The sequence below is a fragment of the Pseudomonas sp. MWU12-3088 genome, assembly GCF_023242405.1.
In the GTDB taxonomy this organism is placed as follows: domain Bacteria; phylum Pseudomonadota; class Gammaproteobacteria; order Pseudomonadales; family Pseudomonadaceae; genus Aquipseudomonas; species Aquipseudomonas kribbensis.
Map to the genome: position 1 here is coordinate 143,513 of NZ_JALJEA010000001.1, position 15,012 is coordinate 158,524.

Genomic DNA, 15,012 nt, shown 5'->3' on the forward strand with positions numbered 1-15,012 from the left:
GAATTTCAGGGGGTAGTGTGGAGCAGATTTTCACGTCACGGCTGGCGCTGTGGGGCTGGCTGCTGGTGACGGCCGGCGCGCAGCCGGCGTTCGCCGATGAAGCCGAAAACGCAGCGGCGCAGCGTCTGGTGGACGTCAACGAATACTTCGTGCGCGGCAACACCGTGCTCGATGCGCGGGCGATCGAAGAAGCGGTGTATCCGTTCCTCGGCCCGCAAAAAGCCCTGAGCGACATCGAAGGCGCGCGGGATGCCTTGCAGAAGGTCTATCAGGAACGCGGCTATCAATCGGTGTTCGTCGAACTGCCGGAACAGGCGGTGGCCGACGGCATCGTCTATCTGCAAGTCAGCGAAACCAAGGTCGGCCGGGTGCGGGTGGTCGGCGCCAAACACTATTCGCCGCTGGACATCCGCGACAACGTCCCGGCGCTGAAGGAAGGCGAAGTACCGGACTTCGCCAAGGTCCAGGGCGAACTGGCGCAACTCAACAAGACCCCGGGCCGGCAGGTGATGCCGCTGGTGCGCGAAGGTCAGCGCCCCGGCACCATGGACGTCGATCTGCAAGTCGAAGACCAGAACCCGTGGACTGCCAGCGTGGGTCTGAACAACGACTACAGCGCCGACACCGAAAAGCTGCGCGCCGTCACCAGCCTCGGTTACAACAACCTCTGGCAACTCGGCCACAGCATCAACCTGACCTACTTCACCGCACCGCAGGACACCGACAACGCAAAGGTTTGGTCCGGCTCGTACACCGCGCCGCTGACCGACCGCTGGAGCGTGCAGCTCTCTGGTTACCAGTCCGACAGCAACGTCGCGACCATCGGTGGCAGCAACGTGCTCGGTAAGGGTCACTCCTACGGCGTGTCGGCGATCTACACCATCCCGTCCAGTGGCAGTTGGTCGAACTCGCTGTCGGCCGGCATCGACTTCAAGGATTTCGACGAACGCCTGACCCTGTCCGGCGAGAGCGACAAGGTGCCGCTGAAATACGCGCCGTTCACCTTCGCCTACAACGGCTATCGCTACACCGAAAAAAGCCAGCTCGGCCTCGGCCTGAGCCTCGTTGCGGCTACCCGCAGCATTTTCGGCTACGGCAGCTCCGACGAAGAATTCGACTACAAGCGCTACCGCGCCAAGCCGAGTTTTGCCGTGCTCAAGGGCGACACCAGTTTCACCTGGACCTTCGACAACGACTGGCAGAGCGCGAGCAAAGCCGCGTTCCAGCTGGCGTCGGGGCCACTGGTTTCCAACGAGCAATTCTCTGCCGGCGGCGCGACCTCGGTTCGCGGCTATCTGGCCGCCGAACGCACCGGCGATGACGGCGTATTGCTCAGTCAGGAAGTCCGCACACCGTCGCTGGCCAGGTACGCCGGCACCTGGATGCAGGACTGGCGCTTCTACGCCTTCGCCGAAGGCGCGCAACTGTACCTGCGCGACGAACTGCCGGACCAGGACGCCAGTTACGCCCTGGCCAGTGTCGGCCTCGGCACCCGCGCCAGCCTGAGCAAATGGCTGTCCGGCAGCGTCGACTGGGGCTACCCGCTACTCGAAGGGCCGAACACCTCGAAACAGGAATCGCGCCTGCACTTCAACCTACAGGCCACTTTCTAACAAGGAGCACTTTCCATGCAGCGCCTATTCCTTTCGTTGTTGATCTGCCTGGGCTTCGTGCTCCCGGCCACGGCTCAGGCCTGGTGGCAGGACGACTGGCACTACCGCAAACAGATCGCCGTCGACACTACGCCGCAAGGCGCCGGGATCAATCAGGCCCTCGGCCGCACCGCGCTGCTGGTGCGCCTGCACACCGGCAACTTCACCTTTGACGGCGTGAAAGAGGACGGCTCGGACCTGCGCTTCGTCGCAGCCGACGACAAGACCGTGCTCAACCACCAGATCGAAAGCTTCGACGCGCTGATGGGCATGGCGCTGATCTGGGTCGATGTGCCGAATGTCGAGGGCGGCCAGCGCCAGGACATCTGGATGTATTACGGCAACCAGAAAGCCCCGGCCACCGGCAACGGTCAGCTCACATTCGATCCGAATTACACCGCGCTCTATCACTTCGACGGCGCCACCGGCACCCCGGCCAAAGACACCACCGCCTACGGCAACACTGCGCAGAGCGCCACCGGCGCCGCGATTGACGGCGTAGTAGGGCGGGCCTTGCAGTTCAGCGGTCAGCCGTTGCTGTTGCCGGCCAGTCCGTCGCTGCAGCATAACGCCGGTAGCGCGTTCACCTTCAGCGCCTGGCTGCGACTGGATCAGGCCAACGGCGAGCAACTGATCCTGGCCCGCCGCGAAGGCGCCAACAGCCTGCTGGTCGGTGTGAATCAGGGCGTACCGTTCGTGGAAATCGACGGCCAGCGCGCCGTGGCCACGCAACCGCTGAATCCGGGCCAGTGGCAGTACGTTGCCCTGACCGCTGAAGGCGCGAAAGTGACGCTGTACATCAACGGTCGCGAAGGTGCGACGCTGGCTCAAGCGATGCCGGCGTTCAACTCGGTCATGGCCATCGGTGCCGACCTGCACGAAGGTCCTTTCCAGCCATTCGTTGGCGCTATCGATGAACTGCGCCTGTCGAAAGTCGCCCGTCCGGCGCCGCTGTTGCTGGCCGACGCCACTTCCCAGGGCGCCGAGTCGAAACTGGTGGCCTATGGCGTCGATGAAGAACAGTCCGGCTTCGGTTTCGGCAGCCTCGGCTTCCTGCTCAACGCGGTGCCGGTGGACGCCTGGGTGATCATCGCGGTGCTGGTGCTGATGATGTTCCAGTCGTGGATCATCATGCTGCGCAAGAACCGCACCCTGAGCCGTGTCACCGCTGCCAACGAAGACTTCCGCGTGCAATTCGCCAAGGTCGGCACTCGCCTGGAAATGTTCGCCGACGACACGCAACTCGCCCAGCGTTTGCAGCACTCGCCGCTGTGGCGCCTGTATCAGGTGGCGGTGAAAGAGATCCGCACTCGCCGCGAACAAGGCGCCGATACCTCGTCGGTTTCGGCGGCGACCATCGAGGCCATCCGCTGCTCCATGGACGGCGTGCGCACCCGGGAGAACCAGCAACTGAGCTCGAAACTCTCGACCCTGTCCAACGCCATCGCCGGCGGCCCGTACATCGGCCTGCTCGGCACCGTGCTGGGGATCATGGTGGTGTTCCTCGGCACCGCCATGGCCGGCGACGTGAACATCAACGCCATTGCGCCGGGTATGGCTGCAGCCTTGCTCGCCACGGCCATGGGCTTGTTCGTCGCGATCCCGGCGCTGTTTGGCTACAACCGCCTGATCACCCGCAACAAGGAAGTCAGCGCAGACATGCGCGTGTTCGTCGACGAGTTCATCACCCGTCTGGCGGAGATGCACGGCGAAGGCCAGTCCAGTGAAGCGGCGCATCAGCGCGGTCATCACGCCAACCACTCCGTACCGGCCTGAGGAGCACTGACATGGCGTCCGTAAATGCCTCCCACGACGATGATGAAGATGCAGCGGTAGACAGCATCAACATCACGCCACTGGTGGACGTGCTGATGGTGGTGCTGGTGATGTTCATCCTCACCGCCACCGCGCAGGTCTCCGGGATCCAGATCAACCTGCCCAAGGCCAGCGCCGCGGTGTCGCTGTCCGAGGCCAAGACCAAGGCGATTTCGGTCAACGACGGCGGCCAGGTGTTCCTCGACGCTTACCCGGTGACCCTGCCGGAGCTGGAAGAACGCCTGCGCATCGAGAAGGCGCAGAACCCGGACTTCCCGGTGATCGTGCGCGGCGACGCCACGGTGCAATACCAGAAGGTCATCGAAGTGCTGGATCTGTTGCGCCGGCTCGAACTGTCCCAGGTCGGTCTCGTCACCGGCAAACCGACGCAGGGCTGAGTCATGACTGCACAGATGCCAATCGAACCGCTGCCGGTGAAGAAGTCGCCAGTGCGCTACGTGAAGTGGGGCGCCGGGCTGATCCTCGGCGCACTCGCCGCGTGGTTCCTGTGGCAGTGGGCCAACGACATGAGCGGCATCCGCCGGGAAGCGCCGAAGGTGCCGACGATCATTCCGTTGCCGCCACCGCCACCTCCGCCGCCGGAAAAACCGCCGGAGCCGGAAACCCCGGTCGAGGAAAAAATCGTCGAGCCGGAGCCGACGCCCGAGCCACAGGAAGTGAAACCCGAGGAAGAAGCGCCGCCATCGCCGGCGGACGACCTGGCCAACCCGATGCAAATGGACGGCGACGCCCAGAGCGGCAACGACGCCTTCAACATCGGCGCGGGCAAGGGCGGCGGCATGGCCGGCGCCGGTGGGGGGCGTGTGGGCAACGGCACCTACAGCCAGTTCCTCGCGTTCACTTTCCAGAAGCTGCTGCGTGAGAACCCGGACCTGCGCAACCTCGCGTTTTCGCTGCAGGCCGATGTGTGGCTGAGCGGCGTCGGCGAGATCACCCGGGTCGAACTGGTCAAGTCCAGCGGCAACCCCGAGATCGACAGTCAGGTGCTGGCCGCGTTGCGTAACGCGCCCCATCTGAGCGAACGGCCACCGGCCTCCATCACTTTGCCTGTGCGCATGTCCCTGCAAGGGCGGCGTCCGGGTTAACCGAATTCATAAAGCTGTATGAAAAGGAGTTGTGTGCAGATGATTTCCAACGTGAATCGATTGTCCCTGGCGGTCGGCATGGTCATCGCGACCCTGGTCGGTCAGGCCGCGGCAGCGCCTGCGCCCTCGGAGAACGCCACGATCAATCTGATCCGCTTGCTGGTCGAGCAGGGCATTCTGAAACAGGACAAGGCCGACGCTTTGATCGCTCAGGCCCAGAACGAAGCGGCCCAGGCCAAACAGGCTGCGGCGTCTACCGCTGTGGCGGCCGGGCCGGTCGCCGCACCGGGCGATGTGCGGGTGCAATACGTGCCGGCGGCGGTACGCGACCAGATTCGTGATCAGGTCAAGGCTGAAGTCATGGCCACCGCCAAGCAGGAAAACTGGGCCGCGCCCAACACTTTCCCGGACTGGGCGTCGCGCATCAGCTTCGACGGCGACATCCGTCTGCGTGACGAATCGCGCTACTACTCGGGCAGCAACAGTAACGAAATCGTCGACTTCGCCCGGCTCAACAACAACGGCCCGTACGACGTGAACCCCAACAGCAGCACCGCGTTGCCGCCGTTGCTCAACACCCGTGAAGACCGCACCAACCTGTTCCGCCTGCGCGCGCGGCTGGGCATGAAAGCGGAGATTTCGCCCGAATGGACCGCCGGCATCCGCATCGGCACCGGCTCGGACAACAACCCGGTGTCGACCACCCAGAGCCTTGGCGGCGGTTTTGCCAAAAAGGACATCTGGCTCGATCAGGGTTACCTGACCTGGAAGCCGTCGGATGAACTGACCCTGACCGGTGGCCGCTTCGGCAACCCGTTCATGTCCACCGACATGCTGTATTCCAACGACCTGAACTTCGACGGTGTGGCGGCGATCTTCGACCACAAACTGAGCCGCGACTGGGGCGTGTTCGGCACCGTCGGTGCGTTCCCGGTGGATTACACCAGCGACACCACCACCAGCAACGGCTTCGACAAGGAAGAAAGCGACAACAAGTGGCTGTACGGCGCGCAGGTCGGCGCCAAGTGGGCGATCAACAGCAACAACCGCTTGAAAGGTGCGTTGGCTTACTACCGCTTCCAGGACATCCAGGGCCAGCGCTCCAGCCCTTGCGAGCCGTGGGCCGGCGCGCCGGGCTGCGACAGCGACGGCACCCGCGCGGCGTTCATGCAGAAGGGCAACAGCGTATTCCTGCTGCGCGACATCACGCCGAACCCGCTCAATCCGAGCACCACGCCACAACCGCAATTCGTCGGCCTGGCGTCGGAGTTCAACCTGCTGGACCTGAACCTGGTCTGGGACGCGGACCTGCCTGCCGACTTCAAACTGCGCAGCCAGGGCAACTACATCCACAACCTCGGCTACGACGAAGGCGACATGCGCAAGCGTGCGGCCGGGCAACTGGTCAACAACCTCGACAGCAGCGGCAACATCGAAAGCGGCGCCAATGCGTGGATGGTGCAGTTCACCCTCGGCAACGCGCTGGACCTGAAGAAGCAGGGCGACTGGAACCTGTTCGCCGGCTACAAGTACATCCAGCCGGATGCCTTGCCGGACGGCTTCAACGACTCGTCGTTCCACCTCGGCGGCACCAACGCCAAGGGCTACATCCTCGGGGGCAACTACGGCCTGGCGAAGAACGTCTACGCCACCGGCCGCTGGATGAGCACCGAGGCGGTGTATGGCGCGCCGTTCGACATCGACGTCTTGCAGCTCGAGATCAACACGCGCTTCTAAGGCGCCGGGAGAGGCAAATGCACACGCGAATCTTGTTGTTGGGTCTGGGTTTGATCGTTGCCAGCGGGACAAGCGCCGAGGGCATGGAAGAGCGTCTGCGCACCCAGTTGCGCAGCACCACCCAGCAACTGCAAACCCTGCAGAGCCAACAGGCTCAGGCCAGCGCCGCGCAACTGGCGGCGCAGAACGAAGCCAAGGCAGCCCAGGCGCAAATCAAGCAATTGACCGCCGAACTGGCCAAGGCCAAAGGCCTCGCCGAGCAACTGGCCGGGCAGCAACAGAGCCTGCACAGCCAGGCCCAGGCGCAGGTGGCGGCCAGCAACGAACAGACCGGCAAGTTCAAGAAGGCCTATGACGAGTTGCTGGTCATGGCCCGTGCCAAAGAGGCAGAACGGTCTAAGCTTCAAGCGCAATTGGCCGAACGTGACACACAAGTGCAGCAATGTTCGGTCAAGAATCAGCAAATGTATGGCGTGGCCAAGCAGATCCTCACCGCCTACGAAAACATCGATGTGGCCGAGGTGATGAAGATCCGCCAGCCCTTCGCCGGCAGCGCCCGGGTCAAGTTCGATGAACTGGCTCAGGGCTTCGGCGATGACCTGTACAAGACACAATTCGATGCGCCGCAAGCCGCGATCGCGCACTGATTAAAAGACTCATAGACAAGGAAGAAGTAATGACTCAATTGATCTCCCACGTATCCCCGCAATCCCTGACCGAAGTGCTGCAAGCCGCCGGTTACCGCGTCAACCAGACCGAACAGAACGGCATCGTTCAACTGCTCAGCGCCAGCCAGGGCATCGGTTACGCGGTGCGTTTCGGCAACCCGGCGGTGGTGGAGCAGGGCAGCTACGTCGACTTCACCTTCAGCTGCGCACTGCGCGTACAGGGTGAGTTGCCGGCGGGTGTGGCCGAGCAGTGGAACGCGACCCGCCGCTTTGCCCGGTTGTCGTTGCAGGGCGAGTTTCTGGTGATGGAAATGGACGTGGTGGTGGCCGCTGGCGTCAGCAGCGATTACCTGCGCGGCAATCTGGAACTGTGGGATCGCCTGTTGCAGGAATTCATCGTGTACCTGCGTGATTTCACCCAGAACACCGCTGCCGCCCAGACTCCAAAGGTTGAGCAAGAGGAAGTCGCGCTGTGACGAAACCTGCCATGGTGATCAGCGCCGCTGCGGTGGCGCTGTTGGTGGTGGCCGTGGCGCTGGTGGTGCGGCCGGGCAATGACCCGGTCGCCGCCCAGCAACCGGCGCCGGTCGTGGGCGCCATTGCCGGGCCGGCGGTGGCGCGGTTGGGCAATCAGCAAGTCACGCCGGAGGAATTGCAGGCGTTGCTGGCGGCTGTTCCACCGCAGACCCGCGAGCAACTGCGCGGCAATCGTGAGGCACTGGAGCGCTGGATACGTTCACGCCTGGCCGAAAAAGCCGTGCTGGAACAGGCCGACGCCCAAGGCTGGGCGCAGCGTCCGGACGTAGTGCGGCAAACCCGCGCCGCCACCGAGCAGATCGTGTTTCGCGACTATTTGCAGTCGGTGAGCAAAGTGCCGGCGGACTATCCGAGCGCCGCCGAATTGCAGCAGGCCTATGACGCGGGCAAGGCCAATTGGCAGACGCCGGCGCTGTATCGGGTGAGCCAGATCTTCCTCGGCGTGAACGAGCCGCAGAATCTTGAGGCCGTGCGCAAGCAGGCGACGGAGTTGAGCAAGAAAGCCCAGGTAACCCCGGCGGACTTTGCAGCGCTGGCCAAGGAGTTTTCTCAGGATCGCCTCACCGCCGAACGCGGTGGTGACACCGGCCTGCAACCGTTGCAGCAACTGGTGCCGGAAGTACGTGGCGCCGTCGCTCGGCTCAAGGTCGGCGCGGTGTCCGATCCCGTGCAAAGCAGCGCCGGGTTTCACGTGATCAAACTCACCGAACAGCAACCGGCCCGCACCGCGACCCTCGACGAACTGCGCGACCAACTGACCCAGGCCTTGCGGGCCCAGCGTCAGGAACAGATCGCCCAGGCGTATCTGGACGGCATGCTCAATACCGCGACCCTGAGCATCGACGGGGCCGAACTCAACAAGGTGCTGGAGGAAAAACTGTAATTCGGACACCGCAGCTCCCACAGGAGATGTGTGCAAAGGCAAACAACAAAGATCGACAGGGAGTCATCGATGTCATTCACCGAACCCGCAGGACGACAGGGCAACCCCGATTTTCGCTGGCCGCAGGAAAAGGCCGAACCCTGGCTGGCGCAGGTTGCGAAGATCGAGGGCGAAATCGCGCAATACTTTCTGGTCAGCGCCCGTTGCGGTTGCTTCATGCAGGCCGCCCGCAGCCTCAACGTGCGCTCGACCCTGCTGCGCAAACAACTGGCGCAGCTCGAACAGCAACTGCAATGCGCACTGTTCAGCTTTCAGGGCAGTGCTTTGACGCTGACCCGCGAAGGTCAGCAATTGCAGGCGCAACTGGTTGCCCTGGCCCACGAACGCAAACTCCCGGTGATCGAGCAACCCCTGATCAGGCTGGCCGTCGCCGAATCGATCCTGCACGACATCCTCGGCCGCGACCTCATCGCACTGCTGCGCCGCAACGCCAGCGTGCGCCTCGAGATCATCGCCCTCGACAGCGAACTGGCCCTGCGCGCGGTCAGTGCAGACATCGTGCTGTGGCTCGCCCACGGCGAAACCCCGCACCCCGGCCCGACCTTCGCCACCAGCGAACCGCAACGTCTGGCGCAACTGGAATATCAGCCGCACATCGCCAAACGCTATTCGCGCGTGACTGCACGGCCAGAGAGCCCGGATGATCTTGCCGATTTCATGCTGGTGCAATGGCAGCATGATCGGCAGATCGACAGCTTTCGGCCCTGGAACAATCTCGTGGAACAGCGCTTGGCCGGGGTGGTGCAGATGCAGTCCTATGAACTGATGCTGGAGATGATCCGGTGCAGCGCTTGCATTGGTTTGTTGCCGATGTACATGAGCCGGTTTGATCGCGGGTTGGTGGCGTTGCCGGGGTTGTTTGACGAGGCGATGAGGTTGCAGGCGTGGTTGGCGGTCAATTCCGCATCGCGGGATGTGGCTGAAGTGCAGACGTTGGTTGAGTTGATTCAACGGACGTTCAATGAGCGGCAGGAGTGGTTTGAATAGCCGATTAAAAAGGACGGACTTAATTTAATAAATCCGTCCCTCTTGATTTTGTCCATCTTGATTTTCCTTTGGTTTTTTGTTTTTGCTTTGTTTTTTAAATCACGGCTTACTCAAAAGTCACCACTATCTCATCCACGTGAAATCCCGTACTTGTAATTTCAGCCAGGCTGTTCACTTCAAAAGCTCGTATGCCTGTTCCGATGAACGACATGATCGTGTTCTGGTGAAGACTCACTTGGAGAGGTGCTTGGCCAATCAATGCACTGACGTTAAAGAAATCAACGAAGTTGCCGGTGTGTACAGTGTTGCGGTAAATGAATTCGACCTTTTTAGCGTTTCTAGTCCAGGAGAATCTGCAGCGGGAGCGAGCACCAATAATGAGGTTTCTATTTCCCATATCGGCAAACCCATTTGACTGCCAGATATGTGTAGGGTAAGTCCCCGTAGTGGTTAGCTGCATGCTTAAGCCGCTCTGAAACGTTTTAGGGACATTGAGCAAGAAAGTCTGAACGCTTTCATTCTCCCAGTTTTCAATGAGCTCTTTCGGTGATGTAGCTCCAACTACGATAGAACTCGTCGCCGACACATTGCTGTTGGTCAGTTGATCGACCACCCGGGCACTCACCGAATGAGTGCCATCGCCGATCTGTTGGAGTTCGGCGGCGGTCAAGGTATGAGTGATCGGTTTGGTGGGGTCGGGGTTGGTAAACGTGATGCTCCAGGTGCCAATGGTCAAGGTGACCGTGTCGTAAGGCCGTGCGTAACCGACGGTAAGGGTGATGACCGCTGGCTGTCCCGGGCCGATGCTGGCCGGATGGCTGACGGTGATAGTGGGGGCCGGGTTGTTGAACAGCACGTTGAGTATCGGTGTGGAGTCCTCGAAGTTACCGCTGGGTCGGGTCACCCGATAAAACATTGTGTTGATACCGTTCACCAGCAGCCCCGACGGCAGATACATGAGAATGCGGTCGTTTTCTTCGCCCGGCTTGATGATTTTGATTGCCGAAGTGGGTTGACCATTGAGCCATACCACCACGGTATCGAAAGCGGCCAGCGTGGTGGACAGCGTTGTCACCGGATCAATCACCATGGCCAGCCCGGTGGTCGCCGCGTAGATGACCAGAGGCACACCGAGGTGGGCAAACCCCGTCGGCTGCACTGAAGTAAGCGCACCGGGAACGAACATGGGCAGGAGCGCAAGCGCGCTATCAGCCTGCGTCGAATTGACGTTGATATTCATCTTTTTCTCCTCGGGCGCCGCGCTTGGGCCATTTAAGGGCAGGTCTCATCTCAGCGCGAAAGGAAAAAATCGTCACCTGTCAGATCTGACAGGTGAGCATGGTTTCAAGACGAACGGTATTCGACGACAGGATTTCCCACAGACGTTAAAAACGGCCCCGCGAAGGGGCCGTTTCAGTTTCAGCACTCAGGGCCGAGGCTCTGCCGCCATATCCAGGTTATCCAGCACCCGGTTCACCGCCAGTTCCCCAAGCATGATCAACTGCGCAATCCCCAGCAGCACATGCCGCTGCGGCGCATCGATCATCCCGGCGAAATCGCTGGCCATGGTTTTGGCCGAGGTCAGGGTTTCGCAGGCGTCGGCCAGCAGTTCTTCGTTCTGGATGCCGGGGGCGATGAGGTAGCGGGTGTTGGGTTTGAGCAGCGGCTTTCTGGGGTGGAACGGATTGAGGTAGTGGTCGAGGGCGAGGTCGGGTCGGTTTCGGGTGGGTTTGGCGTTGGTTTGATCATGATTGAATCTCCAGAGTCATGGAGCCGCCACGATTCGCTGCGATACGAAGAGGTGGCAGCTATACGCGGGTCGCAGACCGGGACTCTAGAACCGGCAGACCCGAGGGTCTCCCACGTACAGCCGCCATAAAACTGGAGGGTGTTGTGCGTCTAGAGATCGCGGGCTGCGAGACCCGATCGCTGATTCATCAGCGACCCGGAAACGATAGGGGCCGTCCTCAAGGCACACAAGCCGGCGGATTCTGGCGGATGCGTAGGCAATGGCGCAAGGCGTTGTAGCTTGCCGGACGTTTCGGTCAACGGCTCTAAACAGTCGTGGCGAATCCGTGAAGAAGCGGTTTACAGTGACCGGCCACGCACTGATCCAGGGGGGATCTTTCATGCCTGAGCACAACCCTGCCACTCACTATTTGCCGTTGGTATGAGTCACCTCGGAACAATCGCGGTAGCACCATATGGAGTCGGCCCGGTTATAACTAATGTGTAAGTCACTTGGCTTTGGGAATCCATGGCTATTTGCAGGCCGGAATCCACATTCGAATCAGCGGTGCAAAAACGGCATCCTCCAGGTTGACCAAACGTGAAACCACCAAATAAATCTCCCAAAGCAGAAATGAAATTGGCGTTAATTGCATCCCCACCAATCACCTTCGCAAAGAACTCCGCATACAGAATCCCTCCCTGGTTGCGAATCCATTGCATTGCCAAGGCCTTACCATTCACATCGGCTGCATAACTCTGGGGCGATTGAATAACGTCAAATGTATTGGATACGGTGACATCGAAAGAAACCTCTTTGCCATTCTGATCAGAGACTCGAACGGTAGTTGTACCTTTTCTTAGTCCTGACACTTCTCCTGACTGTGTAACTGCAACCAACAACGGATTATCCGGCTTGTATACAAGCGTTCCTGTCCCGCCTTGGGCTTGGCGAATGGCAGTGTTGCCCTGGACGACCTTGCTTGCCCACCCGTAATTCTGAAAAAACTTGACGCCATCCAGAACCATCGGGGTTGGATCGATCGTCAGGTCGGGCGCTGTAGCCGAAATATTAATGTACGTCGTCGGCGACACGTTGCTGTTACTGAGTTGATCGCGAATTATGGCGCTGACAGGGTGGTTTCCAACGCCAATCTGTTGGAGGTCGGCGGCGGTCAGGGGGTAAGTGATCGGTTGGGTGTGATCGAAGTTGGTAAACGTGATGCTCCAGGTTCCTATGGTCAGCGTGACTTCGTCATAAGGCCGCGCATAGCTGACGGTGATAGTCACGACCGCTGGTTGTCCCAAAACGATGCTGGCTGGATGAGTGACAGTGACACTCGCTATCGGGTTGTTGAACAGCACGTTCAGTATCGGATTGGATTGATCTTTATTACCGCTGACCCGGGTGACTTCGTAGTACAGCGTATTGAGGCCATCCTTCAACACTCCCCAAGGAGCCTCCATAAAAATGCGGTCGTTCTCTTCGCCCGGCTTGATAGGCTTGATCACGGATGTCGCCAGGCTGTTGACCCACAGCCTTACGGAGTCACCTGCTGCAAAGGGAGTGGAAAACAACGTGACCGGGTCGATTACCATGAAGAGTTTGGTGGATGGCGAATAAATGCTTTCGGGAATGCCGAGATGGTAGGCCCCTGGCGGTTGCAGGTTTTCTACTGCGCCCGGGATGGCCATCGGATATAGCCGGAGCAAGGCGCTGATCTGTGTCGAATTGACGTTGATGCTCATGTTGTTCTCCTGGCGCGCAGTAAATAGCCATCTTCGGGGCGAAGCTCATGACACCGCGAAAGGAGAGAACCGTCACCTGTCAGATCTGACAGGTGAGCGTGGTTTCAAAGACGAATGGTCATCAATGAACGGTTTTCCTGCAGACACAGAACGGCCCCGTAAAGGGGCCGTTTCCGTTTCAACACTCAGGGTCGTGGTTCCGGCGCGACCTCAAGATTATCCAGCACCCGATTCACCGCCAGTTCCGCCAGCATGATCAGTTGCCCGATGCCCAGCAGCACATGCCGCTGCGGTGCATCGATCATCCCGGCGAAATCGCTGGCCATGGTTTTGGCCGAGGTCAGGGTTTCGCAGGCGTCGGCCAGCAGTTCTTCATTCGGGATGCCGGGGGCGATGAGGTAGCGGGTGTTGGGTTTGAGCAGCGGTTTTCTGGGGTGGAACGGATTGAGGTAGTGATCGAGGGCGCGGTCGGCGGCTTCGTGGAATTTCTTTGAATCGAGGGTTTCGTAGGGCGAGGTCGGGTCGGTTTCAGGTGGGTTTGGCGTTGGTTTGATCATGGTGAAGCTCCTTGAGAAATGGAGCCGTCACCTATCGCTGCTAAACGAATGAGGTGGCGGCTGTACGCGGGTTAGCAGACCAGGCTCAAGGATCCCGGCGCACCGAAGTGCCCCACGCAAGCCGCCATAAAACAGAATTGGCGAAACCAGCGTGCCTTGAGAATTGCCGAGCTGCTAAACCCGATCACTGATTCATCAGCGACCCGGAAACGATAGAGCCGGCCCCCAAGGCACACAAGCCGGCGGATTCTGGCGGATGCGTAGGCAATGGCGCAAGGCGTTGTAGCTTGCCGGACGTTTCGGTCAACGGCTTTAAACAGTCATGGCGAATCCGTGAATAAGCGGTTTACAGTGACCGGCCACGCACTGATCCAGGAGGGATCTTTCATGCCTGAGCACAACCCCGCCATTCACCTCGAACGTTTCAACGAGTCCCACATCGAGGGCATCACCGCGCTCTATAACGACCCGGCCGTGACCCGGCAGGTGTTGCAGATGCCGTTTCAGACCACCGAGGTCTGGCGCAAACGCCTGGCGCCGGACAATGAGCGGGTGGTGCAACTGGTGGCGCTGCATCAGGGGGTGGTGATCGGCAATCTGGGGCTGGAGCAGTTCTCGCGGATTCGCCGCAGTCACGCCGGCAGTGTCGGCATGGCCGTTGCGGTGGCGTGGCAGGGCAAGGGTGTCGGTTCGAAGTTGTTGGCAGCGGCGCTGGAGATTGCGGACAACTGGATGAACCTGCACCGGGTCGAGCTCTCGGTGTACGCCGACAACGAGGCGGCCATCGGCCTCTATCGCAAGTTCGGCTTCGAAACCGAAGGTCTGTTCCGCGACTACGCGGTGCGTGACGGGCAATGGGTCGACACCCTGAGCATGGCGCGTCTGCGCAAGCGCTGACCTTTTGTCAGTCCATGACCGAAGTGGCGAGCGTGCAGGCAAATGACTTGCACGGTCGCCATCGGCATCTGCCATGCTCGTAGTCCGCAGCACCGCTCCTTGAAGGAACACCGCAATGGACGACGTACAGCAACTGGGCGAAATGCTTCGCCACTATGCCGACAGCGAAGCGCACAAGAAGCAACTGTTCGAGACGCAATCGGCGACCTGGGCCACACGGATCACTGAGTTGTTCGGGCAGATTCAGCAGTGGCTGGAACCGGTGCAAGCGCCGGGGTTGCTGGAGGTGAGTCGCGAGGCGTATGTGGCGTTCGGGCCGAGCACTCCGGTTGAGACGTCAACCTTCAGGACTGAGAAACTGAGCATCGTGATTGCCGGCAAACCGGTGGAGTTTGTGCCGGATGTGATGGGCAGTGGCGGGCAGATTTCGCTGGCGGTGATGGGGTTGACGGCGGCGCGTTACGGGAGTGTTTCGCTGGTGGGGCTGCCCAATGGTGATTGGCAGTGGCGCAAGACCAATGGTTTGAAGGATCCGGATACGTTTGTGTTTGATGCGAATTTTCTGGCTCAGCAACTGCAAAGCCTGATTCCACGCGATCGCACCTAGGGCCAAATCGATCCCACACCCAGTGTGGG

Annotated in this window: 14 protein-coding genes and 1 pseudogene; 11 read left to right on the forward strand and 4 right to left on the reverse strand. The window is 60.5% G+C overall.

All coding sequences use genetic code 11. The features are described 5' to 3' along the window. Positions 1–17: 17 nt before the first annotated feature. From M5B98_RS00770 to M5B98_RS00810, 9 genes are all read left to right on the forward strand, one after another. Positions 18–1,613 (forward strand): ShlB/FhaC/HecB family hemolysin secretion/activation protein, encoded by a 1,596-nt coding sequence (locus tag M5B98_RS00770; protein ID WP_248741434.1) that lies wholly within the window; start codon positions 18–20, stop codon positions 1,611–1,613. Positions 1,614–1,628: 15 nt separating this feature from the next. Further along, the gene (locus M5B98_RS00775) at positions 1,629–3,428 is read left to right on the forward strand and encodes a DUF2341 domain-containing protein (RefSeq protein WP_248741435.1); all 1,800 of its coding nucleotides are present in this window, start codon (positions 1,629–1,631) and stop codon (positions 3,426–3,428) included. An 11-nt stretch (positions 3,429–3,439) separates the two neighbouring features. Then, positions 3,440–3,865, forward strand: a complete 426-nt coding sequence (locus M5B98_RS00780; RefSeq protein ID WP_007955109.1) for an ExbD/TolR family protein — start codon at positions 3,440–3,442, stop codon at positions 3,863–3,865. Positions 3,866–3,868: 3 nt separating this feature from the next. Continuing rightward, positions 3,869–4,573, forward strand: coding sequence for an energy transducer TonB (locus tag M5B98_RS00785; protein WP_248741436.1), 705 nt, complete (start codon positions 3,869–3,871; stop codon positions 4,571–4,573). Positions 4,574–4,612: 39 nt separating this feature from the next. Then, complete coding sequence (locus M5B98_RS00790) at positions 4,613–6,310, forward strand: putative porin (RefSeq protein WP_248741437.1); 1,698 nt, start codon at positions 4,613–4,615, stop codon at positions 6,308–6,310. A 17-nt stretch (positions 6,311–6,327) separates the two neighbouring features. Next, a complete protein-coding gene (locus tag M5B98_RS00795; protein WP_248741438.1) occupies positions 6,328–6,957 on the forward strand; it encodes a DNA repair protein in 630 nt (209 codons plus the stop codon). Between the two features lie 29 nt (positions 6,958–6,986). Further along, on the forward strand, positions 6,987–7,454 hold the full coding sequence (locus tag M5B98_RS00800; RefSeq protein WP_248741439.1) for a YbjN domain-containing protein: 468 nt from the start codon (positions 6,987–6,989) through the stop codon (positions 7,452–7,454). Positions 7,455–7,465: 11 nt separating this feature from the next. Further along, positions 7,466–8,398, forward strand: coding sequence for a peptidylprolyl isomerase (locus tag M5B98_RS00805; protein ID WP_263859836.1), 933 nt, complete (start codon positions 7,466–7,468; stop codon positions 8,396–8,398). Between the two features lie 69 nt (positions 8,399–8,467). After that, positions 8,468–9,445 (forward strand): LysR family transcriptional regulator, encoded by a 978-nt coding sequence (locus M5B98_RS00810; protein ID WP_248741441.1) that lies wholly within the window; start codon positions 8,468–8,470, stop codon positions 9,443–9,445. A gap of 106 nt (positions 9,446–9,551) precedes the next feature. Here the strand turns inward: M5B98_RS00810 and M5B98_RS00815 are convergent, their stop codons facing one another. From M5B98_RS00815 to M5B98_RS00830, 4 genes and pseudogenes are all read right to left on the reverse strand, one after another. After that, positions 9,552–10,685 carry a hypothetical protein gene (locus M5B98_RS00815; protein WP_248741442.1) on the reverse strand — a complete coding sequence of 378 codons (1,134 nt, stop codon included), beginning with the start codon at positions 10,683–10,685 and terminating at the stop codon, positions 9,552–9,554. Between the two features lie 186 nt (positions 10,686–10,871). Continuing rightward, positions 10,872–11,194: pseudogene (locus M5B98_RS00820) on the reverse strand (DUF6124 family protein). Between the two features lie 426 nt (positions 11,195–11,620). After that, complete coding sequence (locus M5B98_RS00825) at positions 11,621–12,922, reverse strand: hypothetical protein (protein ID WP_248741443.1); 1,302 nt, start codon at positions 12,920–12,922, stop codon at positions 11,621–11,623. Positions 12,923–13,107: 185 nt separating this feature from the next. Beyond that, on the reverse strand, positions 13,108–13,479 hold the full coding sequence (locus tag M5B98_RS00830; protein ID WP_248741444.1) for a DUF6124 family protein: 372 nt from the start codon (positions 13,477–13,479) through the stop codon (positions 13,108–13,110). A 387-nt stretch (positions 13,480–13,866) separates the two neighbouring features. On the opposite strand from M5B98_RS00830, the gene M5B98_RS00835 reads away from it, so the two are divergent. Next, a complete protein-coding gene (locus M5B98_RS00835; protein ID WP_248741445.1) occupies positions 13,867–14,376 on the forward strand; it encodes a GNAT family N-acetyltransferase in 510 nt (169 codons plus the stop codon). A 115-nt stretch (positions 14,377–14,491) separates the two neighbouring features. Then, entirely contained in the window at positions 14,492–14,983 is a 492-nt protein-coding gene (locus M5B98_RS00840) for a hypothetical protein (protein WP_248741446.1), read from the forward strand. Positions 14,984–15,012 lie beyond the last annotated feature (29 nt).

Bases quoted from the DNA above. Each gene is read 5' to 3' on its own strand.
- M5B98_RS00775 (WP_248741435.1), top strand. From the start codon at position 1,629: ATGCAGCGCCTATTCCTTTCGTTGTTGATCTGCCTGGGCTTCGTGCTC.
- M5B98_RS00780 (WP_007955109.1), top strand. From the start codon at position 3,440: ATGGCGTCCGTAAATGCCTCCCACGACGATGATGAAGATGCAGCGGTA.
- M5B98_RS00785 (WP_248741436.1), top strand. From the start codon at position 3,869: ATGACTGCACAGATGCCAATCGAACCGCTGCCGGTGAAGAAGTCGCCA.
- M5B98_RS00790 (WP_248741437.1), top strand. From the start codon at position 4,613: ATGATTTCCAACGTGAATCGATTGTCCCTGGCGGTCGGCATGGTCATC.
- M5B98_RS00795 (WP_248741438.1), top strand. From the start codon at position 6,328: ATGCACACGCGAATCTTGTTGTTGGGTCTGGGTTTGATCGTTGCCAGC.
- M5B98_RS00800 (WP_248741439.1), top strand. From the start codon at position 6,987: ATGACTCAATTGATCTCCCACGTATCCCCGCAATCCCTGACCGAAGTG.
- M5B98_RS00805 (WP_263859836.1), top strand. From the start codon at position 7,466: ATGGTGATCAGCGCCGCTGCGGTGGCGCTGTTGGTGGTGGCCGTGGCG.
- M5B98_RS00810 (WP_248741441.1), top strand. From the start codon at position 8,468: ATGTCATTCACCGAACCCGCAGGACGACAGGGCAACCCCGATTTTCGC.
- M5B98_RS00815 (WP_248741442.1), bottom strand. From the start codon at position 10,685: ATGAATATCAACGTCAATTCGACGCAGGCTGATAGCGCGCTTGCGCTC.
- M5B98_RS00825 (WP_248741443.1), bottom strand. From the start codon at position 12,922: ATGAGCATCAACGTCAATTCGACACAGATCAGCGCCTTGCTCCGGCTA.
- M5B98_RS00830 (WP_248741444.1), bottom strand. From the start codon at position 13,479: ATGATCAAACCAACGCCAAACCCACCTGAAACCGACCCGACCTCGCCC.
- M5B98_RS00835 (WP_248741445.1), top strand. From the start codon at position 13,867: ATGCCTGAGCACAACCCCGCCATTCACCTCGAACGTTTCAACGAGTCC.
- M5B98_RS00840 (WP_248741446.1), top strand. From the start codon at position 14,492: ATGGACGACGTACAGCAACTGGGCGAAATGCTTCGCCACTATGCCGAC.